Genomic DNA, 22,416 nt, shown 5'->3' on the forward strand with positions numbered 1-22,416 from the left:
CACGGCTGAACTCTGCGGAGAATTTATGTCTGAACACGAAAAAAGCGTGCCACTTAGCAGTATGCGCAGGGACAAGCGCCTGGACCCCGAGCAACGCAAGCGCATGGATGCCGCGATCCATATGCAGGGTTGTGGCTGGATAACCGGTCGCGAAGGTGGCCGGCCGTGGACCCTGTCGCGCACCAACCGCGTCTTGGCCTGCTTCGGCGCGCTGCTGATCCTGGTGCTGATTTCGCCGGTGCTGCTGGGGCTGGCGCTGGCCATCAAACTCACCAGCCCGGGGCCGGTGATGTTCGTGCAGAAGCGCACCGGTTACCGCGGCCGCCTGTTCGGCATGTACAAATTCCGCACCATGGTCGTCAACGCCGAGGAGCTCAAGGAGTCCTTGCGGCACCTGAACAAGCACGGCGCCGACGCCATCGATTTCAAGATCGACAAGGACCCGCGCATCACCGGTATCGGCGGCTTCCTGCGGCGCACCAGTCTCGACGAGCTGCCGAACCTGTTCAACGTGGTGACCGGCGACATGCGCCTGGTAGGCCCCAGGCCGACTTCGTTCAACGCCTACCGCTACAAGGACAAACACCTCGTGCGCCTTAGCATCTACCCCGGCATGACCGGCCTGTGGCAAATCTCCGGGCGCAGCAATATCGATTTCGACCAGCGCGTTGAGCTGGATCTGGCCTACATCGCCCAGCAGAGCCTGCTGCTTGATTTGAAGATTCTGCTGAAAACCCCTTTCAAGGTGTTCAGCGGCCACGGAGCAAGTTAAATGGACGGTTCAACGGCTAAAAGCCTCAGCATTGCCAGCCCGAGCGAGTCCAACCTGACATCGACCGTACTCGACCAGAACCTGCGGATCCTTTTACTGACCGCCGCCAACCCCGGTGCGGGCACCACCACCAGCGCCCTGGCGCTGGCCAGTCAACTGGCGAAGATGAGCAGCGGCCTGGTACTGCTGGTGGATGCCAGCCAGTCGGCGACCAACCTCACGCAACAGTTGGGGCTGAGCAAGGAACGGGGGTTTCGCGACTTGTTGTTCAACACCCAGAGCCCGCCTTTGTTGCAGGACTGTGTGGTGGACGTCTCCAGCCTGCCCTTTCACGTTCTGCCATTCGGCCGCTACTTCCGTGGCAACGAACACCTGACACCCGAACTCCTGAGCCCGCTGCTCGATCAACTCGGCATCCGCTACCGCTTCGTGGTGATCGATGGCGACGCGGTGTATTCGGCCTCCGACACCCTGGTCATCAGCACCCAGGTGGACGGCGTGGTCCTGGTCGTGCCCGCGGAAGACACCCGCTGGGAAGTGGCCCAGGCCGCGGTCCAGCGCCTGAGCCAGGCGGGAGCGAAGCTGGTCGGCAGCGTGTTCAACCGACGCAAGTACTACATGCCCGAATGGCTGTACAAAAACCTGTGAGCAGTCAGACAAGGATGACGCCATGAACGCCAAGATGCTTGTCTTGCTGTTGCTGCCCCTTGCAGGTTGCTCCAGCACTTCCTCCGACGAATCACAAAGCATGCCGGTGCAAATCCTCACGGCCCCACCGGCCAACGCCCAGGCCACTGACGTGCCCAAGGTCGAGCAGACCCTGCGCCCACAGGATGTGCTGGACGTGATCTTCCACATCAGCACCAGTGGCTCGGCCGCCTATCGCGTGCAGTCCGGGGACACGATCGCGCTGAACTTCACCGCCGCCAGCCAGTTCAACGGCAACCAGTTGGTGTTGCCCGATGGCACCATCGAACTGCCGGGGGCCCACACCACGGTGAAAATCGAGGGCCTGACCCGCGATGAAGCACGGGACGCGATTCAGCGCGCCTACGATCGCAAACAGCTGTTCCAGCCCAACCGCAATCAGCTGTCAGTGATGGTGGTGAGCCCGCTGGCCAATGAATGGAACCTCAAGTCCGTGCTCAACCACCCCGCCACCGGCATGAGCCGGGAAATCACCGTGGGCACCGACGGCTACGCCAGCTTCCCGGAAATCGGTGCCGTAGCGCTGCAAGGCATGACCCTCAACCAACTGGAGGCCTACCTGAATAAACGCTATGCCACCCTGCCGGGGCGAATGACCGTGGACGTGCTGCTCAAGTCCACCGCCGGCAACGAAATCTATGTACTGGGTGAAGTCGGCCAGCCGGGCGCCTATCCGATCCGCCGCCCGGTGTCGGTGCTCGAAGCCCTGACCATGGCCCGTGGTTCCAACATCAAGGCACGCCTGGACTCGGTGATGATCATGCGGCGCAACGGCAACCAAGTGGTCGCGCATCGTTACGACGTGGAAAAAGCCTTGTCCGGCGACGCCTCCCAGATCGCCTACCTGCAAGCGGACGACATGCTGTACGTGCCCAAGACCAAACTGGCCAGCGCCGGTGAGCTCGCGCGGCAACTGGCGGACGTCGTGTTGTTCCAGGGCATGGGCCTCAGCTTCAGCTACCGCGTCGACAACAAAGACGACAGCAGCAACTAACTCTCAGGTACCCACATGAATCCAAAGGAAAACTACCTGCATGAGTTCTTCAGGATCTTCTTCGCCAACAGGCAGCTGGTGAAGCGAGTATTCCTGGTCTTTGCCGTGATCGCCGTGGTCTTGCCGCTGTTGCTCAAGCAGAGTTTCGATATCACCGCCCAGGTGATCGTGCAGTCCAAGAAAATCTCCCAGGGGGATGCCACCAGCACCCTCACTCAGGAAAACGCTTCCTTCATCCCGCCGTCGCTGGCCGACATGGAGACCGAGAGCAATATCCTGCGTTCGCCGGCCTTGATCCGCCAGACCATCAGCGAGTTGCGCGAAAAGGGTGAGTACACGCAGCCCGTGAGCGCCTTCAACAAACTGCTGGTGCAGCCGCTCAAACGGTTTGTGATCAATCCCGTTCGCGAACACGTGATCAACCCGGTTCGCAGCTTGCTCGGGCTGCAGACCGATCCGGTACGCGACACCCTGCTCGATGCCCTCACGCAGCAAGCATCCAATGCCCTCAAGGTGGAAACCTTGCCGGGTTCCAACGTGATCTCGATCGTCTACAGCTTCCCTGACCCGGCCCAGGGCACCCGATTCGTCGCCGCCCTGCTGCAAAACTACCTGGTCACCCGCCAGGAAATGCAATCGATCGACCTGCCGCAGAGCTTCTACGAGACCAAGAAATTGCAGTACCAGGTGCGTCTCGATGGCCTGGAAGCCAATCGCCTGGCCTTGCTCGAAAGCATCGGTTCGTCCGACCCCAAGGAAGAAATCACGTTCCGCCTCAACGCGATCAACACCGAGGAGCAGGCGCTCAACCTGTATCAGGACCGACTGCTGCAAAGCCAGCGCTGGCTCGATTACCTGAAAACCAGCCTGGCGACCGCCAACAACGCCAGATTCAACGACTACACCTTCCCCTACACCTTCACCACCACGGTCGACAGCGTCGCTTTCGAAGACCGCGAGATCAAGCAACTGGGTGAGCAACTGACGACCCTGGTCAGCCGCTACATGGACGACCTGGCGGTCTTTCAGCCCGGCAGTGAGCCGATGCAAAGGGCCCGCGAGCAAATCATCCGGGCCCGTGGGCAATTCCTGAAGATTGTCAGCAACCGGATTCAGGAGCGCACCAGCGACCTGGCGACGATCAGCTCGGTCATCGACCAGAAAACCGCGCGCATTGCCGAGTTCAAGAATCGCATCCACCAGTTGCAGGAAACCCGCAGCAAGCTGCGCCAGATGGACACCGAAATCAACGCGCTGCACAAGGCGTTCGGCACCTATGCCCAGCGCTTCGCCGAAAGCAGCACCGCGCGCGCGCTGGACAACGACCTGTCCAACGCACGGGTACTCAGCCCGCCGTTCGAGCCGACCGAAGCGGCGTTCCCCAAGCCGATGCTGATCATTCCGTTCGGCCTGTTCACCGGTTTGCTGCTGGCGATTGCCCTGGTCTATGTGCGTGAGTTCTTCGACCACCGCTTCAAGCACCCTGCGCAAATCACCCATGAACTGGGCTTGCCGGTGCTGCTGGTGATCAACGATCAAAGCACCCTGCCGAACAATCCGCACAAGAACTGGAGCGTACCGGCCCTCTTGCATTGGGTGCGCAATTGAACGCGCCCCTCGGCACCGCCCACGACCTGCCGATCATTCATATGCTCAGCAGCGGCGGCTTCTATGGCGCCGAGCGGATGCTGTTGGATCATTGCCTGGCGACGCCGGGGCAGCACCAGGTGCTGTTTCTCGATGCACCGCCAGAACTGATCACGCGTTTTCGCCAGGCCGGTGTCGATTGCCTCGGCTGTGCAGGCTTGGGCGCATTGCTTGGGCATTTGCGCCAGCGACGGGACCAGCGGCCACTGATCAATACGCACAACTTCAAGGGCCTGTTGTTCGGCTGGTTCGGCGCCACGCTGTTGCGCCTGCCACTGGTGATCACCCAGCACGGCTTCACCCCGCGCAGTCGCAAGCAGAAATTCTACACCTGGCTGAGCCTGCAACTGTGCCGCACGGCCTCGGTGAACCGGGTGGTGTGTGTCGCCGAAAGCATTGCAGCGCTGCACCGCCAGGCCAATGTGCGCACGGACAAGTTGCAGGTGATCCCCAACGGCCTGCCGGCGGCCCAGGACTTGCCGCCGCACAGTGGTGAGCGTCAACGCTGGCTGGCCGGTTACGTCGGGCGCCTGAGTAGCGAAAAAGGCCCTGACCTGTTTCTCGATGCGCTGATCCCGTTGTGTCAGCAGTACCCGCAACTGGACGCGGTGATGCTCGGCGACGGGCCGGAGCGCGAAAGCCTGCAGACGCGCATAGACGAAGCGGGATTGCAGACGCGTATCACGCTGCCGGGCTACCAGACCGCCATGCGCGCCTGGTGGCGACAACTCGATGCGTTGGTGATCAGCTCGCGCACCGAAGGCACGCCCATGATTCTGCTCGAAGCGATGCAGGCCGGGGTGCCGGTGGTGGCCTTCGGTGTCGGCGGGATTCCCGATGTCTTGCAGGACCGCCACAACGGCCTGCTCGCCGCGCCCACCGACAGCACCGCCCTCGCCCGCCAGATCGGCGCACTGCTGGGTGACCCGGCCCTGGCCGGCGAGTTGATCGAGAACGCAAAACGTACGCAACGGGATCGCTACGACCTCAAGGTCCTGGCCGAACGCTGGTCGCAGGTTTACATCCGCACTGCACGGGAGGCACGCGCGTGATTGTTCCGCTCTCGATCGTCAGTTTGCTCGGCCTGGTCTGCCTCGGATTGCTGGCCAGCCCTTATCCGTATCTGGCGCCGGGAGCGGTGCTGGGCCTGGTGGGTGTCGCGGTGCTGTACCGCAAGCCTGCCTGGGGCCTGCTGGGGATTGTCGCCATCCTGCCTTTCGAGGGTCTGTTCAAGGACAACGCGTTATCAGGCTCCAAGTTCCTCGGGGCTTCGCTGGCGCTGATCCTGATGCTGCAACTGGCGATTCACCAACTGTCAGCCGAGCGCCTGCGCAGCAATATCTGGCGCTTCCTGGTCGGCTTCATGGTGCTGTACCTGCTCAGCCTGTTGAACACCGACGACATGGGCTTCTCCCTGGGCCACCTGCGCGAATTGAGCGTCGGCCTGATTCTGTTTGTCATCACCCTGCTGGTCGGGCGTGAGTTGAATCTCGACCTGTTCGCCAAACTGGTTGCCTTCAGTGTCGCGGTGACCTGCGCCATGGCGATGTTCTCTGCCAAATACCAGGACGACGGCCGTGCGTCCGGGATGCTCAATGACCCGAACGACTTTGCCCTGATGATCGCCTTCGCCGTGCCCATGGCGCTGTTGCTGGTGGTCCGCAGCCCGAACCGGTTGCACCGGTTGTTCTGGGGGGCCTGTGCCCTCGTGCTGCTGGCCGGCATGACCAAGACTGAATCCCGTTCGGGGCTGGTGGTGTTGCTCCTCAGCCTGTTGATCGGCACGTGGCACTATCGTGCGCAGTTACCACATATTCGTCCACGCCACCTGGGCTTTGCCATGCTCGGCCTGACGATTGTGATTACGCTTGGGCTCTATGCGATGCCGGCAAGTTACGTGGCGCGCATCCAGTCGCTGAGCATCCTCAGCTCCGGGGCCAAGAGTCAGGACGCGTCCCTGGGCCGTCGCGCCTCCTACATTGTGGTCGGCAGCGCCATGATCGCCGAGAACCCCTTGCTCGGCACCGGCCCCGGCACGTTCCCGCTGCACTACGCCACCACCGGTTATGCCAAGACCTTTTCCGTCAGCGGCAAGACCGACGACCTGTACCGTCGCGCCCACAACACCTACCTGGAGATCTTCAGTGAACTGGGGATTCCCGCCGGCCTGATGTTCGTCGGCATGCTGGCCCTGGGGTTGTACAACCTGATTCGCGCCCGCCGGGCCTGGCTGTTGCGAGGAGACGGGCATCAGGCCGATCTGATGACCCACCTGGGCATGAGCTTTCTGTCGTTGACGCTGTTCCTGATGTTCCTCAGCGCGCCGAACCATAAGTACCTGTGGATCATGCTCGCGTTGACCAGCGTGCTGCGCACGAAAGCCGAAGAAGCCCCGTCGACGGAGGTCAGGGCATGAACCGCATCAGCATCATCATCCCGATGTACAACGAGGCCCGGCACATCGGCCGGACCCTGCAAGCGGCACGACATGCCGCCGAGGCGGCCAACGTCGAATGCGAGTTGATCGTGGTCGACAACGGCTCCGATGACCAGGGCCCGGACATTGCCCGGCAGTTCGGCGCCCAGGTGCTGGTCCTGCCCGGCCTGCTCATCGGTGCATTGCGTAATCGCGGAGCGGAGATCGCCAGCGGTGAATGGCTGGCCTTTATCGATGCCGACGTCGAGATGCCCGAGAACTGGCTCAAGCTGTTGTTCGACCTCGAGTCCAGCGGCCAGGCCGATGTCATCGGCCTGGACCTGCACACCCCGGCCGAAGCGCCGTGGTACGCCGACGCCTGGCAGCGCCGCACCTTGCGCCCCGACACGCAGCCGCTGCATGTCGCGCAATGGCTGCCCACTTGCAACCTGCTGATGCGCCGTCGCTGGTTCGACAAGGTCGGTGGTTTCAATGAACAACTGCGCACCGGCGAGGACAAGGAACTGACCATGCGCCTGGTCGACGCCGGTGCCAAGCTGCGCTCGGTCAACCAAAGCGTGGCGCTGCATTGGGGCTACGAATGCAGTTGGCGGGAATGGATGGGCAAGGAATTATGGCGCCAGGGCAGTCATCTGCAGCTGCTGCGCACCCATGGCCCGAGCCTGCGCCTACTGCGCTTTCCGCTGCTGTCGATTGCCGCCTGGGTGATCGATTTCATGGCCATTTCCGCCCTGTTCGACGGTTTCCCCCATCATTCGTTGCTGATGCTGCTGCTGACCGTCCTGCCCGCCCTGGCACTGAGCCTGCGTCAGAGTGCCAGGCACCGCGACCCGCTCCTGACCCTGCAACTCTGGGGCCTGCACTGGGTGCGCCTGCACCTGGCGGGCGCCGGGTTCATCCTCAGCCTTTGTCATTGGAATGCCAGGAGGCCCGCCCGTGGCTGAATTCATTTTCTGGTTGTGCCTGTTGCTACCGGTTTACGCCTACCTCGGTTATCCACTGTTATTGACGTTGCTGGCACCGTTTTACCCGGCGCCGCGCCATGGACCGGCACAACCGATGGACGTGAGCATCGTGATTGCCGCGCACAACGAAGCGCGGCATATCGAAGAAAAACTGCGCACCGTGCTGGCCCAGGATTATCAGGCCCGCTCGCTGCACATTATCCTGGCCAGTGACGGCTCGACCGACGACACCGTGGCCTGTGCACACAAGGTCAATGACCCGCGCATTACCGTGCTCGACCTGCCCCGCCAGGGTAAGGCGGCGACGCTCAATGCCGGGGTCGCGATCAGCAGCGGTGCGATCCTGGTGTTCACCGACGCCGACAACCAATGGTCCACCGACACCCTCGGCCATTTGCTCGCGCCGCTCAACGACCCGCAGGTCGGTGGCTGTGCCGGGCAAATGGTGATTCCGGTGACCGGCAAGGGCTTGAGCGTAGGCGACAGCCTGTATCGGCATTACGAAGGCTGGCTGCGCTACGTGGAAAATCGCACCGGCTGCATGGTCTCCGCCGATGGCGCATTGCTCGCCCTGCGCCGCGAGTTGTTCCAGAGCGTGCCAGCGGAGGTCAACGATGATTTCTTTATCAGCACCTGCGCGCCGGTGGCGTTCAAGCGGATTGTCTACGTGCCCCAGGCCAGGGTAATCGACCAGGGTGTGGACGAAGCCGACAAGCAATTCCGTCGCCGCCAGCGGGTCACAGTGGGTGGTTTGCAAAGCCTGGCCCAGCGCCGGGAGCTGCTTAATCCGCTGACCCATGGCCTGTATGCGATTGCCTTGATCAGCCACAAGCTGATCCGGCGTCTGGCACCGATCCTGTTGCTGCCGTTGCTGCTGAGCAACTTCTGGCTGTGGGAGGATCACGGCTTTTATCGCCTGAGTCTGATCGCTCAACTGCTCGGTTACACGGCGGCCATTGCCGGCCTGCTGGATTCGCAACACCGCTTGCCCAAACCCTTTCGCCTCGCCGCGTTCCTCCTGGTGACCCTTGCCGGGATGAGCATCGGCCTGTGGCAGTTCCTGCGCGGTCAGCGTTACGCCCAGTGGAACCCCGAGCAAAATCGATGAGAGGCGCGTGCCGTGGCGATCAAACAACTGTTAAAACGCACCAGTGGCTGGCTGTACCTCAACTCCCCGGTCGGGCGCAATCAACTGCACGGCGCCGGGGTGATCCTGATGCTGCACCGGGTGCTGGCCAGCGACCAGGCCGCCGAACTGCCCCATCGCAATGAACTGTGCGTCGGGCCAAAGGCGTTCGAACATCTGCTGGTGTGGTTGAAAAAACACTTCGACTGCGTACCGCTGATGGACATTCTGCAACCGGCTGCACGCTCGGAGCGGCCGAAAGTGGCGTTGACCTTCGACGACGGCTGGCGCGACAACGCGGTGAACGCGTTCCCGCTGCTGCAAAAACACCAGGTGCCGGCGAGCATCTTTCTGTCTACCGACTTCATTGGCAGCCGCCAGCGCTTCTGGTGGGAAAGCATCGGCGAAACACTGTGGAACAGCCATGGCGAACAGGCACGCCGGCACCTGATCGAATGCCAACAGCAACTTGGGCGCCCGTTGCCGGCACTGTGCGATGACCCGGATCCGCAACGCCGCAGCCTGGCGTTGCTGAACTTTTTGCAGAGCCTGAAAACCCTGTCGCCCCTGGACCTCAATCGCCTGACCGACGCCTGCCCGCAAGAGTCGTTGCCCCAGGCGCTGGACTGGCAGCAAGTGCGCCACCTGGAAGCGTCTGGCCTGGTGCGCTTCGGCCCCCACGGTGCCAGCCACGCCATACTCACAGGCCTCGACGATCAACGCCTGGACGAAGAACTAAGCCGCAGTCGCGACGCGCTGCTCAACGGTTGCAACCGGCCGTTGCCGGTTTACTGCTACCCCAATGGCGACAACGATGCGCGGGTGCGCCAACAGGTGGCCAGGCATGACTTCCCGTTTGCCCTGGGCACCGGCACCGGCATTTATCGAGGAACCGAAGATCCACTGGCCCTGCCACGCTTCGGCGTCAGCCAGCGTACCGCGCGCAATCCCGGGTTGCTGTCCTGGCGCATCTACCGTGGGGCGCGTCCATGAGCCGCAACAACTACCTCAGGCACCTGGCCCTGAGCATGGGCACCAAACTGGCGATGATCGCCCTGCGCTTGCTGCGTAACGTGTTGCTGGCGCGGATTTTAGGCCCCAGCGAACGGGGCTTGTTTGCCTTGCTCAGCGCCCTGCCCGACCTGATCAGCGCTGCCACCAGCGGCGGCTTGAATTCAGCGGTGGGCTACCAGGCGGCCAAGCAGCGACCGATGGGCTTGCTGCTCAGCCAGGTGCTGCTGTTCGGTTGTCTACCGGCGGCGTTGCTGACCTTGCTGGTGGTGGCGCTGACCCGCGAGTTCGGCAGTGAACTGGACATCACCACGCAATTGGGCCTGCTCGCTTGGCTGTTGCTGCTGGCGGTGCCGCTGACCGTGCTCAAAAGCGGTTTGCTGACCCTGCACAACGCCTCGGGCGGCGTGGTCGCCTTCAATGCCTTGCGCCTGATCGAGTCGCTGGCGCCGCTGCTGGTGTTCCTTGCCCTGTTCTGGATGTGGAAAAGCGCGGCCCTGGAAGCGGCGCTGATCAGTTGGCTGACGGGGATCAGCCTGGTGGTGCTGGCCGGTTGGGTGTGGCTCAAGCGCGAGCATCCGCTGAGTCTGCAATGGGACCGCGCCAGTCAGAACGAACTGCTGCGCTACAGCGTTCGCAGTCATCCAGACCTGCTGTTCCAGCAAGTGATTCTGCGCTCCGACTACCTGTTCATCGGCGCCCTGCTCGGCACCACGGCGCTGGGTCACTACGCCATGGCCAGCGCGGCCGCCGAGTTGCTGCTGATCGTTCCGGAAGCAGTGACCACGCCGCTGATGAAGCGTCTGCTGCAACAGGAAGCAGGCATCGAAAAAGTCACGCCTCTGGCCTTGCGCTTGACCGCTACGGTGATGCTCGGCGCTTGCCTGACCATGGCAGTGGTGGGTGAATGGTTGATCGTGACGCTGTTTGGCGAGGCCTATCAGCCTGCCTATCCTGCGTTGCTGGCGCTGCTGCCAGGCCTGTTGGGTCTGTGCTACATGAGCATTCTGCGCCTGGACCTGCTGGGCAAAAACCGGCCCGGCACGATTTCGTTGTTGATGGGCATCAGCGCCCTGCTCAACCTGGCGCTCAATGTGCTGCTGATCCCGACCTACGGCATCGTCGGCGCAGCAGCGGCGTCCTCTATCGCGTACCTGGCCGTGACCCTGGCGCTGTTGGTGGTGTATTGCCGGTTGAGCCACGTGCCGGTCTGGCAAACGCTCATCGTCCTGCCCGGCGACATCGTGCCGATGCTGCTGATGCTGCAACGGAAATCGGCATGAAACGCCTGTTATTGCTGGTGAGTCTTGGCCTCGGGCTGAGCGCCGAAGCCGCAACCATGCGTTGGGCCGATATCCGCGACGGCAGCCTGTACCTGCAAACGGACCGCCCCGACACCCTGACAGTGCTCTGGGCCCCGGTGTGGCAGGCTGAAGCCAACGAAGAACACCTGTACTTGCTCGACGGCCAGGGCAAACTCCAGAGCGAACGACTGATTGCCGCCAATGAGCCCCGCGGTAGTCAACGCTGGACCCTGGCGCCGGGTGCCGCCAGTTATCGACTGGAAATTCCTGGCTACAGCTTCCGCCGTTATACGGTTGAGCACGACGACCACACCGTCGCACTGTTCGCCCCGGCCAAGGTGCATTTCAGCGCCGAGTCCCGGGACGGTGACCAGTTGTATTTCAAGGTCGCGGCCGGTGAGCACGCGGTGCTGGCCGGTAAATACCACGGCGGCGTCGGCGCGTTGCAAGCGCAGCGCGTGAGTGACGGCCAACAACTTTCACTGTCTCTAAAGCCTTACCCCGCCTATTGGCAGTTCGACAAAGTCGAGTTGCCTGTTGCAACCACCGATCAAGTCTGGCGCCTGCACCTGCGCGGTAGCGGCAAGGTCGCATTCTGGCTCGACGGCACGGCCAACCTGTTCGCCCAGAACCCGCAACAGCTCAAACCCTTGCGCGAAGACGAAGGCCAGACCCGGCTGACGCTGCACAACGACGTGCTCGGCAAGACCCCGAACCTGGGTATCGCCCTGCCCTATGCGCGACTGCCCGATTCCAGTTTCGCCGTGCTCGATGCCCTGCAACCACAGGCCGGAACCTACTACAGCCTGGTCGACATCATGGCGACGCGGCCGCATTACGAAGACGTGTTCCGCCGGTTGTATCAGGATCGCTTGGGCATCACTCAGGACATCACCCTGCTGGCCGGCCGTCAGCGCAAGGCCGACCTGCGCGCCGACACCACCAGCAACGCCGGCCTCGATGCCTGGCTCGCCGCCACACGTGCGCTTGGCGGCAAGGGCACGCACTACATCGGCTTTGCCGACGAACCGAACCTCAACTACCCGGACTACGCCAGCTACAAGCGCCTCTTCAACAGCATGGCCTGGCAAGTGCGCAGCAACCCGGACAACGCCAAAGCCGGCGTACGCATCGCCATGCCGGCCAGCTCCCGGTTCGTCAATGGCCCGTTCATCGACCATGCCGCCGACAAGCGCGGCATCGACTGGGCCCGACGCTTGCTGGCCGAGTCCGGCGACAAGATCGATGCGCTGGCCTGGCACGAATGGATGGTCCGCGACCTGCTGGCGACCCGTGTCTACCGCGATAGCGTACGCAAAGCGGCAGAGCTGGTGGGGCTCGACGCCCAGGGACGACCGCGCAAAGCCTTGTTGCTGGACCAGACCAACATGTCCAGCGGGGCCAGCCTCAGCCCTTACGATCAGGAAACCCACTACGCCTCGTTATGGTGGGCCTCGGTCATCATCAATGCTTCCCAAGACGGCTTGCTCGACATGCTTGGCTGGTTCCAGGCCGCCGACGAACCTGAGTATCCCAAGGGCATGTTGCGCGTGCTCGGCAAGGATGAATTCGAGCTCAAGCCCGTAGGCCTGGCGCAACAATTTATCCGCCAGCATTGGCTACACGATGTCATGCGCCTGGAAAACGACGCCTTCGAGGTTGACGTGCTGGCCATGTCTGCCGGACACCAACGCAGCCTGCTGGGCGTCAACAAAGGCTCACGCTTGCAGCGTGTGAGCCTGGCCGGTGCGCAATGTCCATTGACCCAGGGAGCATTGCTCTATTTCGGCGCCGACAACCGCAGTCGCGACGCATCTTTCAAATGCCTGGAGGGTCGCATCAGCTTCGATTTACCAGGAGAAACCCTGTTTGCCCTCAGCTGGAGCACCTCATGAACGTCATTGATTTTTTACCGCGTGGACGATTCGTCGCGCCTTGAGTCACTCCACTCACGGCCAACACCGTCAGGAGTCAAAAACATGAATGCTCTGAAAAAACTCAGCGATCACATCAAGCAAAAAGGCCTGCGCGCCACCGTCGGCAAGTTGTGGAAACACTACGTATTTTTCCACGAAGAACTGTTGTGGATGGAGCGCGATCTGGCGAGCCCGGTACCGCCACACAAGCTGCGGCCCTATACACCGCTGCGACTGGAAACCATCACCCCACAGAACGCCGTGGCCTTCGCCAAACACTTCGGCGATCGCGTGGGCACCATGGCCGAGTTGGCGTCCGAAGGGTACACCGGGCATATGTATCTGGATGAAAACGGCGATACCGTGGCCTTTATCTGGGGCAGCACACGCGATTATTTCGACCGTCATTACTACGGCTGCATGTTCCCGGTGAAGCCAGGTGAGTTCTTCGAGTTCGCCATCGAGCAGATTCCTGCCTACCGGGGCACCACGCTGTCGGTCGATTTCCAGCTGAACCTGTGGAAAGCCATGGCTGATCAGGGCTGCAACAAAGTGGTGGATATCTGCGAGTCCCACAACATTCCCGCGCTCAAGCTGCACATGCGCATGGGGTATCGCGAGCAGGGACGGATCATGAACATCTACCACCTGTTCGGCTGGCGCTTCTTCCGCGAAACCCGCTACAGCGGTTCACGCCTGGATGCCTTGCGCAAACCGGCACCCTCTCCTGTTCCAGCCGAGGCGAGCTGACCCTATGTCTGCACGATTCGAATGGCGCACTTCGCTGTGCACCGACGACTTTCCGATTGCGGCTTATGAATCGTTGCGCAAGCGCGTAACGGACCACACGCCGTTCAACACCCTGGCCTGGCTATACGCCTCGGAACTGGCACTCAAACCCGGCGAGCAGTTGCACGTGCTGCTTGGCTGGCAGGGTGAAGAACTGGCGCTGTGCCTGCCGCTGGTGGCGTCCGTGGAGCGCTTTGCGCGTTTGCCGTTTCGGGTCCTGCATCATTTGGGCTATCCCCTCACCGACCGCCTCGCGCTGCTGACGAGGCTGGAAGGCGACAATTTATGCAAGGCGCTGGCGCAGATCCGTCAACGCCTGCCCCATGCCGTGCTTCAACTCAACGAACTGGTCGGTTCCACGGCGCAGGCCTTGGCACCGTGGCAGGCACTGAGTTCGACCGCCGAACAACGCCTCAGCTGTCGGGTGCCGGTGCACCTGATCAGCGAGGCCGACCATCAGGAAGTCTCCGGCGACCCGCGCTACAAACTGCGCCGGGCGCGCAAACGCATCGCCGCGTGTGGTGCCCTGGTGCGGCGGATTACCCCCGACTCACTGACCATGGGGCCGCTGTTGCAGGAAATCAGTGAAGTCGAAGCGGTGAGCTGGAAAGGCGATGAAGGGGTCGGGATCTTTGCCGATGCGCGCCATCGCCAGTGGATGGACCGCGCCTTCACCGCCCTGGCGGCCCGAGGCCTGGTGCGCGTGGTGTTGCTGGAACTGGAGGGGCGCTGCATCAGCTATCGCCTCGGCTTGCTGGAGCAGGGCCGACTGTACGACTACAATCTGGCGTTCCTGCCGCAATATGCCGACCTGGGCAGCGGCCGGGTGCTGCTCGAAGAGTGGATTCGCTGGGGCCTGGAAGACAACTGGCTGTGGATCGATGCGTCGCGGGTCAGCCTGGAAAACTCCAGCCATCAACTGCACGAACGCATGACCGGGCAACTGGAACACTGGCGCTGGAGTTTTTACTCCTGGCGCCCCAGCGGTCTGCTGCTGGGGCTGGCCTTGCGGGTCTGGCAACGCTTCAAACCCCGATTGCAGCAATGGCGCGCCCGGCGCGCCGCGGCCGCAGTCGCCACCCCGGCGCCCGTCGCGGCACCTGCGGTCAAAGCGCCTGCGCCTACGGAAAAACTCAAGGAGGGTGAACATGCCTCGGCAAGTGATAGTCAACGCTGACGACTTCGGCCTCAGTGCCTGCGAAAACGCGGTGATTCTGGGCGCGTTCCAGGCCGGGCTCATCAGCTCCGCCACCGCCATGGCCAACATGCCGGCGTTCGAAGCGGCTTGCGTCCTGGCCCGGCATCCGTTGCTCGAAGGCCGCATTGGCCTGCACTTCAACCTGACCTATGGCCGGCCGTTGAGCCAGAGCATTGTGCAGCGTCCGACGTTTTGCGACGGTGCCGGCGTGTTCGACCTCAACCTGCCCCGCACCCGCCTCTGGCTCGGGCGCCGTGATCGCCACGCCGTGCTCGAAGAACTCGAAGCCCAGTGGCAGCGCTGCCTGGACAACGGCCTGCGCCCCAGCCACCTGGACTCCCATCAACACGTGCACAACATCTGGCCGATCGGCGAGATCGTCGCGCGCTTCGCCGCCCGCCAGGGGGTGCCGGTGCGTCTGGCGCGCAACCTGGGGCAAAACCTCAGCCTGCCCAAGCGCGTGTTCAAGGACCTGCTCAACCGTCGCCTGAGCAACCTGGCCGGTGCCACCGCCGACTACGTGTGCACCCCGGTGGATCTGCGCAACGCCGAGCCACCGCCCGACGGACTGCTGGAAATCGTCGCCCACCCGAACCAGCTCGGCGCCGACTTCGGCGATGCCTACCTGGAACCGGGAGAGTCCTTGAGTGCTTTGCTGGAGCAGCGTTTGCCGGGTGTGCCGCGGGTGGCCTATACCGCTGCGGGCGATGCTGCGCCTCACCGCGCACAGGGCGTTCTGGAGTAATCCGCAATCGCTGTGGGAGCGTGGCCCCGCGATGGCTATGTGTCAGGCGCATTTGTTTTGATGGTGTACATATCCGTTTCTGCGGTAACGGCCACTTAGGGTTCCGCCCTTACGGCGGGTCACTTGGAAAAGCCCCAAGTAACCAAGGGCTCTTGCCCCTTACGTTCGGTGCCTCGCCAAGGCTCGGCATGCCCTCGCTCCGGTCCTGCTCCGTGGGCCCGCCGCCATCGGCCATCCATGGCCGGCGGCGGCTAACCCGGCATCCATGCCGGGTTGCCCACTGCACAGAACCTCCACTCGGCCTCTCGAGGGGGCAAGAAGATCAAAAGCCAAAGCCAAAGCGAGGCGGCCTACCGGCCGGCCTGATCGCGGGGTTCGTTCGCCTGTGAGCATTGAGTCAGCTGGCAGGCCGTCATCGCGAGCAGGCTCGCTCCTACAGTTGGGCTGGGTACATTCGAAAGAAATTGGTCGGCTGTCAGGCCGCCTTCGCGAGCAAGTCGGATCGCCGCACCGCCACTCCCACAGAAGAGCAAAAGCAGGTCAGAGTACACCTTCGCTCTTCACCACTCATCAGGCCGAGCGTTAGCTCGCCTGCAGCTCTTGATCTTGATCCACCCGCCCCCTCGGCAGGCTGAGTGGAGGCGTTCATTCGGGGGTGGGCGCGTAGCGCCGTTCGGCGAAGCCGAACACATCGAGAGGAGGTCGAGCGAAGCCGACCGGAGGCGATGCCCCCGGATGAATGCCGCAGCGAAGGAACCCCGAGCCTTAGCGAGGGGCCGTACGTTCGGGGCGAGACCTTTTGGTTCCTTTTGGGGCGTCTGCCAAAAGGGACTCGCCGTAAGGGCGAAACCATAAGCCGCCGTTACCAAAAAAACGGATATGTACACCATCAACAAAAAACAGGTCGGCTGTCAGGCCGCCTTCGCGACCCTGCTCGCGAAGGCGTCAGTCCGAGCTACACATCACTCAGCTCTTCACCACCACCCACGTAAAACACAACGGCAACTGCACCACCTGCTGTTGATAGCGGTCATAGCATTCTTCACGGTTGGAGTGCGGGTACTCCTTGAAGTGACGGATCTGCAACCCTGCCGCAATGGCGGCGCTGAAGAGATCGCCCAGGGTGTGGACGAACCAGTAGGACGCCGCCGACGGCTGTTCGACCTTGCCTTCGTAGACGATCGGTTCGTGCTGCACGAACGGTTCGCGACGGAAGTATGAACTGGCCAGACGAAAAGGATCGGCTGCCTCGGGGTCGAACATTTCCAGGAACGGGTGGGTTTCATACACCACCAGCGCCCCACCCGGCTTCAGCGTACGCGCCACATGGAGGAAGAATTCACCGATGTCCGGCATCCAGTTCAAGACGCCGATGGTGATCAGCGCCAGGTCAAAGCGCTCCTGCAGTCCGGCCGGCAAGTGGTGAATGTCCGCTTCGATGAATTGCGGCGCATGGGGCGAGCGGGACGCCAGTTCCCGTGCCTGACCGAGAAATGCTTCAGACTGGTCGACGCCCACCACGCTGCGCGCCCCCAAGGCAAACAGCGACAGACTTTCGCGGCCGTTGTTGCAGCCCAGTTGCACCACGTCCTTGCCGTCGACACCTGTCAGGGTCAGCAAAGCGGTCAGTGTGTCGTCCAGGCAGGAAAAATCCGCGTATTCCACGCCCTTCAACAAGGCTTGCCATTCGCAGGAGTCTTTGTGGTGACGGGCGGAGTCATTCCAGGCCTCGCGGTTACTGGCGATGGCTTGTTCTTTTGTCGGCAGTTCCATTGCACGCTCCAGGGTTCAGGTCGTCGATTTGACCGGCCGGAGTCTAGATCAACCTCAACCTGGCAGGTGTTGCGAACTTGTAATCCGCGCAGCGCCGACGGCTGTCCACGGCGGCAGCTATAGTTAATAACCTTGGGGGGAATGTGGTTAAACAGATTTAGCAGGTGTTGCCATGAAAAAGACCGACCTGACGTTTTTGCTTGCCCTCTGCCTTGGCGCGCCCGCTGTCGCCCACGCCGACGACATGCCCACCACCAACTACAGTAGCGAATTCAACTATTACGGCGCCGACCAACCCTTCGCCCACCCCGTACCACCGTCCATGAGCATCGTGCCACCGGGTTCGTACATCCCGACCGCACCCGGGGAATTCATTCCGGTTTCAAGCGAGCATGTGTTTACCGACTCGCGCCTGCCGACTGTGGCCGACGCCACGGTTCGGGTGTTTATCCGCTCCTACGATCCGGAGCGTGGCGTGTACGTGAACCAGGAAGTCGAGAACCCCGGCTGCATGCAGTCCTGTCTGAGTCAAGGCCCGGTGTTGCAGTGAGCACTAGGGGGCGTTCTCAATTGGTTTCCCTGCCGCGCCGGGTCTGCTGTTGTGCAGGGCAAGGCGCGAGAAGCGCAGTTTGGTCATTCCAAATCAGCTTCGAGCAACACAGCCCTGCACAACAGCAGGCCCGGCCCTTCGGGTTGTGCCTTAAAGCTGGCCATGCTGCGTTGCAGGCCTTGGAAAGGGAACAACCATTCCCCGCGGCCTACGCCTTGCCTGGCCAGCTTTAAGGCGACAACGCGGTGGGGAAACCAATTGAGAACGCCCCCTACCACTGGCGTTTGTCCGGGCGGGCGAGGCCGAGCTTTTCGATCCGGTAGCGCAACATGTCACGGCTCAGACCCAGCAGGCGTGCCGATTTGGTGACGTTCCAGTCGGTCTTGTCGAGCATCTTGCGCACCATGTCGCGCTCCACTTCCGGCAGGTTCATGGATTCGCCGCCGTTGTGGAACGGACGAGGTTCGCTGAAATGTGGCGGCTCGTGATGAAACATCGGAGGTTCATCCACCAGGCTCAGGCAGACGTTCAACTGATGGGCGGCGATGGTGTCGCTTTGCGCCAGCAACACCGTTTGCTCCAGCATGTTGCGCAGTTCGCGCACGTTGCCCGGCCAGCTGTAACTGAGCAGCAAATCTTCGGCCTGGTCGCTGAAATGCAGGTTCGGCTTGCCATAGCGTTTGCCATGCAGCCCCAGGAAGTGCCGGGCCAGCAGCAGGATATCGGCGCCACGGGTATACAGGCGCGGCACCTTGATGGAAATGATGCGCAGGCGGAAAAACAGGTCGCGACGGAATTTGCCTTGCTGGACCATTTGTTCGAGATTGCAGTTGGTGGCGCTAATCACCCGCAAATCGACCTTGCGCTCCTTCACCGAACCGACCCGGCGAATGGTCCGGTCTTCCAATAGTTTGAGAAGCTTGGCTTGCAGCAGCAGGTCCATTTCACCGATTTCATCGAGGAACAGCGTGCCGCCATCGGCCGCTTCCACCAGCCCCATGCGACGATCCTTGGCGTCGGTGAAGGCGCCTTTCTCGTGGCCGAACAGTTCCGACTCCACCAGATTGGACGGGATCGAAGCACAGTTGAATTCAATGAACGGGCCTTTGGCGCGCGGGCCGTCGAAATGCAAGGCCCGGGCTACCAGCTCCTTGCCGGTGCCCGTCTCGCCTTCCACCAGGACCGGCGGCAGATCGCTGTTGGCCATCCGCCGTTCGGCGTCGAGCAATTGGGTGATGGTGCCCTTGAGGTACGCCATCGGTGCCGATTCGCCAATCAGTGCCTGCACCCCCGACTTCTGGGCCTCGCGCTCCTGGTAAAACGACAGCGTGCGCTCCATGCGGTCAGTGGCCAGGGCCTTGTCCAGCAGCAGCTTGAGCTCTGGCAGGGCCACCGGTTTGGTGACGTAGTGAAAAGCGCCCTCTTTCATCGCCACCACGGCGTCTTCGACGTTGCCGTAGCCAGTCATCATGATCACTTTCAGATCCGGCGCGCTGATGCGCAGCTTCTGGATCAGGTCGTGACCACTCATGCCCGGCAACGAGTTGTCGGTCAGTACCACGTCAGGCGCGAAAGAACCCAATTGCTCCAGTGCATCTTCAGCCGAGTGGCAGACGGTTACCTCGAAGTCCTTGCGCTCCAGGTAAGTCTGAATATTCTCGGCGAGGATTTCGTCATCCTCGACCAGCAGAATGCTGTGCTCCATATTCCCCTCCCGTTGCCACTTTGAAGTTGAGACAAACGCGGGTTCCTTCCTGCTCCCGACTGGTCAGTTCAACCGAGCCGTCAAACCGTTCCATTATTCTTTTGACCAGGGCCAGGCCCACGCCCAACCCACCTTGCTTGGTGGTGAAAAACGGCTTGAAGACCATTTGTTGCTGTTGTTTGGACATGCCCTTGCCGGTGTCGGTCAGGGTCATGCTCAAGTCGCCGGGCACCGAGGAATCGATCTCGATCGTCAGCACGCCACCCTTGGGCATGGCTTCCAGTGCATTAGCAAACAGGCTATTGAGTATTTGTGTGAGCAGCACCTGTTGGCTGACGATCGGTGGCACGCTGACAGGGGAGAAACGCACTTCGACGTCCGAACGTTTGATCAAGGACTCAAAGGCACTCAGGGTGTCTTCGAGGGCCAGCACCAGGTCGACCGTTTCACAGTCGTCATTCATCGGCCGCAACGACACCAGCAATTCACGGACCCAGCGCGACATGCGGTCGACCTGACTGATGATGTCGCCGATGTTTTTCTGTGCGGTCTGGCTGGCGATATCCTGGGCCAGTTCGGCGCTGGAACGGATATTGGCCAGCGGGTTGCGCAAGCTGTGGGCCACCGCCGAGGACATCTCGCCAAGGGCGACAAAGGTCTCGTTGGCGATCAGTTGTTTCTGCTGGCTCTGCAACAGCGTCGCCGCGCGTCGCACGATCCAGAACAGCCCCAGGTAAATGGCCGCCCCGCCGATCAGCGTGGCCAGCCAGATCGCCTTGAAGCCACGCTGGATGCGTTCCACCAGATCCAGCGGCTCTTTATAGATTTCCACCATGGCAATCACTTTGCTTTTGTCGGCGTTGAACATCGGAATGTAGTTCTCGACGAACAAATACTCCGGTTCGCGCAGCAGGCGCTGCTCGGGACGCTCCTCATCGATTTCGTGGTAACTGGTGGACACCGGCGATTTCATTTCGAAGGATTCGTCCAGCTCATCGTCGCCTTCGATGCGCACACCAATCAACTCGGAGTTGGTCGACCAGACCACGGTGCGGTCCAGGGCGTACACCGTCGCCAGCAGGATGTCCGGCAGATGCTCCACATGGTCGAGAAACTCAACACGCGCGGCGGCCCGGGATACGGGGTTGACGTCGGGGTAGGCATCGTCCATGCGCGGGTCGAGCATTTCACCCATGGTTCGGCCCGGGACAATGCCGGCATGCCGGATTTCGGCCTCGCCAATGGAATGGATGAACTGCGCGGTCAGCATCGAATCGCGCTCGATGCTTTCGTCGACCACAAAGCGCGTGGAGATGTAACCCAGCCCCAGCGCCACCACAGCGATGATCAGAAAGCTCGCCAGGGAAAACCAGCGCAGTAAATTGAACTGCGGCCGCCAACTCTTGCGTTGTGCTGCCGGAGCCTGCGGCGCAGCTACTTTTTGTTGTTCTAGTATCTGCATGGCGGTGTCCTGGGTACTTGAAATCGAGCCTGTTCAGCCGCTTTCTGGATCAGTGTAGGTGGCATTGATAGCCATTGACCGGCCAACGTAATTTTTTTGACGCTATTGCACCTTGGGCATGTCGGGTTGCGCGACCGAATGATGTTGTTCAGGCTCCTCGTTACCACTGGCCAATGGCACCACCGGCGGATGCTGACGGTCGGTTTCTTCTCGCAGGAAATCGATGAGGGACTGGGCGGAACGCTCATCCAGCCGCAAGTTGGGCATCGAGATCCTGTTGTAGCGCTCGAACAGTTCCATCGCGATCGGGTCCTTTTCCGCGAGCATGCGGTCAGGTTCGCGGATCCAGCGCTTGAGCCAGGCCGGATCGCGCTGATAGGTCACACCGATCAGGTCCGGGCCGATGCTGCGCAGGCCGATGCCCTGCCCGTCCAGCGGACCGAGGCTGTGGCAAGACGCGCAGCGGGTGCGAAACAGCTCTTCGCCATTGCTCGGCGGGCGAATTTCCGGTGCATCGACATAGCTTTCTTCCACACTGGGCTGTTTCCAGTTATGCAGGGTATTGGCCAGTTGGTCGGCCAGAATCCACGGATTTTCGAACGGCGAGGCTTTCATCCAGCGGCCCGTTGCCTGGTTGCCGACGATCAGGCTCAGGTTGTGGTCCTTGTTGCGCCCGTTATCGACGCCTTCGATGAACAGCCCCAGTTTTTTGCGCAGGTCGGTCACGTCGGCGAATTCCCCGGTGAGGAATTTCCACCCGGGCCCGACCTGGAAGCGTTGCGCATAGGCCTTGAGCACCTCGGGGGTATCACTCAAGGGGTCGATGCTGATGGAGTAGAAGAAGATGTCCTTGCCGACCCGATCCCCCAGCAGTTTCTGCACCTGGCGCATGCGCGCGGTTTCCAGGGGGCAGGAGTCGCTGCACGAGGTGAAGATGAAGTTGATCACCACCACCTTGTCTTTGATCAAGTCATCGAAAAAACGCAGCTGCTGTCCGTCCTGGTCGGTCAGCAGGGTGTTGGGGAAATAGTCGCCACCCCACGGGGTGGCGTCTTCAACGACAGCGGGCTCGGAAGTGGCTGCAGGAGCAGGTGCAGGCGTCGACGTCGGCTGGCTGGCGACCAGCAGCTGGCTGGCCAGCAAACCGGTCACCAACATCAGCACCAGGTGCATGCCCAAGGCTCGTGCGCGTGGCGAATGCAGCTCTTTTTTTTCCATCACCAGCCGCCTCGATGTCGTGAAGGGGGGTAATGGTGGTTTGCAAGGACCTCGCCAACCATGTGTTTTTTTTACAAAAAGGTACTAACACTCAAC

General features: G+C 61.8%; 19 protein-coding genes. 15 read left to right on the forward strand and 4 right to left on the reverse strand.

All coding sequences use genetic code 11. The annotated features are described in order from the left end of the window. Positions 1-25 precede the first annotated feature (25 nt). The 14 genes from WHX55_RS19865 to WHX55_RS19930 all read left to right on the forward strand — a co-directional run bounded on the left by WHX55_RS19865 (position 26) and on the right by WHX55_RS19930 (position 15,612). A complete protein-coding gene (locus WHX55_RS19865) occupies positions 26-772 on the forward strand; it encodes a sugar transferase (protein ID WP_353741126.1) in 747 nt (248 codons plus the stop codon). Beyond that, positions 773-1,420, forward strand: coding sequence for a CpsD/CapB family tyrosine-protein kinase (locus tag WHX55_RS19870; RefSeq protein WP_150752968.1), 648 nt, complete (start codon positions 773-775; stop codon positions 1,418-1,420). A gap of 22 nt (positions 1,421-1,442) precedes the next feature. Further along, positions 1,443-2,474 carry a polysaccharide biosynthesis/export family protein gene (locus WHX55_RS19875; RefSeq protein WP_150752969.1) on the forward strand — a complete coding sequence of 344 codons (1,032 nt, stop codon included), beginning with the start codon at positions 1,443-1,445 and terminating at the stop codon, positions 2,472-2,474. Positions 2,475-2,489: 15 nt separating this feature from the next. Then, positions 2,490-4,082 (forward strand): Wzz/FepE/Etk N-terminal domain-containing protein, encoded by a 1,593-nt coding sequence (locus WHX55_RS19880; protein ID WP_353741127.1) that lies wholly within the window; start codon positions 2,490-2,492, stop codon positions 4,080-4,082. Between the two features lie 41 nt (positions 4,083-4,123). Next, complete coding sequence (locus WHX55_RS19885; protein ID WP_353743070.1) at positions 4,124-5,173, forward strand: glycosyltransferase family 4 protein; 1,050 nt, start codon at positions 4,124-4,126, stop codon at positions 5,171-5,173. Further along, positions 5,170-6,537, forward strand: a complete 1,368-nt coding sequence (locus WHX55_RS19890; RefSeq protein WP_353741128.1) for an O-antigen ligase family protein — start codon at positions 5,170-5,172, stop codon at positions 6,535-6,537. Before WHX55_RS19885 ends, WHX55_RS19890 begins: the two co-directional genes overlap by 4 nt. Beyond that, a complete protein-coding gene (locus WHX55_RS19895) occupies positions 6,534-7,502 on the forward strand; it encodes a glycosyltransferase (RefSeq protein ID WP_353741129.1) in 969 nt (322 codons plus the stop codon). The genes WHX55_RS19890 and WHX55_RS19895 overlap by 4 nt, the downstream gene beginning before the upstream one ends. Further along, positions 7,495-8,631 (forward strand): glycosyltransferase, encoded by a 1,137-nt coding sequence (locus tag WHX55_RS19900; RefSeq protein ID WP_353741130.1) that lies wholly within the window; start codon positions 7,495-7,497, stop codon positions 8,629-8,631. The genes WHX55_RS19895 and WHX55_RS19900 overlap by 8 nt, the downstream gene beginning before the upstream one ends. Before the next feature lie 12 nt (positions 8,632-8,643). Further along, positions 8,644-9,642 carry a polysaccharide deacetylase family protein gene (locus tag WHX55_RS19905; RefSeq protein ID WP_353741131.1) on the forward strand — a complete coding sequence of 333 codons (999 nt, stop codon included), beginning with the start codon at positions 8,644-8,646 and terminating at the stop codon, positions 9,640-9,642. Continuing rightward, positions 9,639-10,943 (forward strand): oligosaccharide flippase family protein, encoded by a 1,305-nt coding sequence (locus WHX55_RS19910; protein ID WP_353741132.1) that lies wholly within the window; start codon positions 9,639-9,641, stop codon positions 10,941-10,943. The genes WHX55_RS19905 and WHX55_RS19910 overlap by 4 nt, the downstream gene beginning before the upstream one ends. After that, a complete protein-coding gene (locus WHX55_RS19915; RefSeq protein WP_353741133.1) occupies positions 10,940-12,859 on the forward strand; it encodes a hypothetical protein in 1,920 nt (639 codons plus the stop codon). Before WHX55_RS19910 ends, WHX55_RS19915 begins: the two co-directional genes overlap by 4 nt. Before the next feature lie 84 nt (positions 12,860-12,943). Further along, positions 12,944-13,630: an N-acetyltransferase gene (locus WHX55_RS19920; protein WP_150752977.1), complete on the forward strand. Its 687-nt coding sequence runs from the start codon at positions 12,944-12,946 to the stop codon at positions 13,628-13,630. A gap of 4 nt (positions 13,631-13,634) precedes the next feature. Continuing rightward, the gene (locus tag WHX55_RS19925) at positions 13,635-14,846 is read left to right on the forward strand and encodes a GNAT family N-acetyltransferase (RefSeq protein WP_353741134.1); all 1,212 of its coding nucleotides are present in this window, start codon (positions 13,635-13,637) and stop codon (positions 14,844-14,846) included. Next, positions 14,818-15,612 (forward strand): ChbG/HpnK family deacetylase, encoded by a 795-nt coding sequence (locus WHX55_RS19930; protein ID WP_150752979.1) that lies wholly within the window; start codon positions 14,818-14,820, stop codon positions 15,610-15,612. Before WHX55_RS19925 ends, WHX55_RS19930 begins: the two co-directional genes overlap by 29 nt. Before the next feature lie 966 nt (positions 15,613-16,578). Here the strand turns inward: WHX55_RS19930 and WHX55_RS19935 are convergent. Then, entirely contained in the window at positions 16,579-17,385 is an 807-nt protein-coding gene (locus WHX55_RS19935; RefSeq protein ID WP_353741135.1) for a class I SAM-dependent methyltransferase, read from the reverse strand. A gap of 172 nt (positions 17,386-17,557) precedes the next feature. On the opposite strand from WHX55_RS19935, the gene WHX55_RS19940 reads away from it, so the two are divergent. Continuing rightward, positions 17,558-17,935, forward strand: coding sequence for a hypothetical protein (locus WHX55_RS19940; protein ID WP_150752982.1), 378 nt, complete (start codon positions 17,558-17,560; stop codon positions 17,933-17,935). A gap of 271 nt (positions 17,936-18,206) precedes the next feature. Here WHX55_RS19940 and WHX55_RS19945 read toward each other — a convergent pair whose 3' ends face one another. From WHX55_RS19945 to WHX55_RS19955, 3 genes are all read right to left on the reverse strand, one after another. Continuing rightward, positions 18,207-19,640 carry a sigma-54 dependent transcriptional regulator gene (locus WHX55_RS19945; RefSeq protein ID WP_150752983.1) on the reverse strand — a complete coding sequence of 478 codons (1,434 nt, stop codon included), beginning with the start codon at positions 19,638-19,640 and terminating at the stop codon, positions 18,207-18,209. Next, on the reverse strand, positions 19,609-21,102 hold the full coding sequence (locus tag WHX55_RS19950; RefSeq protein ID WP_150752984.1) for an ATP-binding protein: 1,494 nt from the start codon (positions 21,100-21,102) through the stop codon (positions 19,609-19,611). Before WHX55_RS19950 ends, WHX55_RS19945 begins: the two co-directional genes overlap by 32 nt. 102 nt (positions 21,103-21,204) lie before the next feature. Then, on the reverse strand, positions 21,205-22,320 hold the full coding sequence (locus WHX55_RS19955; protein WP_150752985.1) for an SCO family protein: 1,116 nt from the start codon (positions 22,318-22,320) through the stop codon (positions 21,205-21,207). Positions 22,321-22,416: the final 96 nt, after the last annotated feature.

Source organism: Pseudomonas fluorescens (assembly GCF_040448305.1).
Lineage (GTDB): Bacteria > Pseudomonadota > Gammaproteobacteria > Pseudomonadales > Pseudomonadaceae > Aquipseudomonas > Aquipseudomonas fluorescens_BH.

Coding starts and splice junctions, on each gene's coding strand:
- WHX55_RS19865 (WP_353741126.1), top strand. CDS start 26: ATGTCTGAACACGAAAAAAGCGTGCCACTTAGCAGTATGCGCAGGGAC.
- WHX55_RS19870 (WP_150752968.1), top strand. CDS start 773: ATGGACGGTTCAACGGCTAAAAGCCTCAGCATTGCCAGCCCGAGCGAG.
- WHX55_RS19875 (WP_150752969.1), top strand. CDS start 1,443: ATGAACGCCAAGATGCTTGTCTTGCTGTTGCTGCCCCTTGCAGGTTGC.
- WHX55_RS19880 (WP_353741127.1), top strand. CDS start 2,490: ATGAATCCAAAGGAAAACTACCTGCATGAGTTCTTCAGGATCTTCTTC.
- WHX55_RS19885 (WP_353743070.1), top strand. CDS start 4,124: ATGCTCAGCAGCGGCGGCTTCTATGGCGCCGAGCGGATGCTGTTGGAT.
- WHX55_RS19895 (WP_353741129.1), top strand. CDS start 6,534: ATGAACCGCATCAGCATCATCATCCCGATGTACAACGAGGCCCGGCAC.
- WHX55_RS19910 (WP_353741132.1), top strand. CDS start 9,639: ATGAGCCGCAACAACTACCTCAGGCACCTGGCCCTGAGCATGGGCACC.
- WHX55_RS19915 (WP_353741133.1), top strand. CDS start 10,940: ATGAAACGCCTGTTATTGCTGGTGAGTCTTGGCCTCGGGCTGAGCGCC.
- WHX55_RS19920 (WP_150752977.1), top strand. CDS start 12,944: ATGAATGCTCTGAAAAAACTCAGCGATCACATCAAGCAAAAAGGCCTG.
- WHX55_RS19925 (WP_353741134.1), top strand. CDS start 13,635: ATGTCTGCACGATTCGAATGGCGCACTTCGCTGTGCACCGACGACTTT.
- WHX55_RS19930 (WP_150752979.1), top strand. CDS start 14,818: ATGCCTCGGCAAGTGATAGTCAACGCTGACGACTTCGGCCTCAGTGCC.
- WHX55_RS19935 (WP_353741135.1), bottom strand. CDS start 17,385: ATGGAACTGCCGACAAAAGAACAAGCCATCGCCAGTAACCGCGAGGCC.
- WHX55_RS19940 (WP_150752982.1), top strand. CDS start 17,558: ATGAAAAAGACCGACCTGACGTTTTTGCTTGCCCTCTGCCTTGGCGCG.
- WHX55_RS19945 (WP_150752983.1), bottom strand. CDS start 19,640: ATGGAGCACAGCATTCTGCTGGTCGAGGATGACGAAATCCTCGCCGAG.
- WHX55_RS19950 (WP_150752984.1), bottom strand. CDS start 21,102: ATGCAGATACTAGAACAACAAAAAGTAGCTGCGCCGCAGGCTCCGGCA.
- WHX55_RS19955 (WP_150752985.1), bottom strand. CDS start 22,320: ATGGAAAAAAAAGAGCTGCATTCGCCACGCGCACGAGCCTTGGGCATG.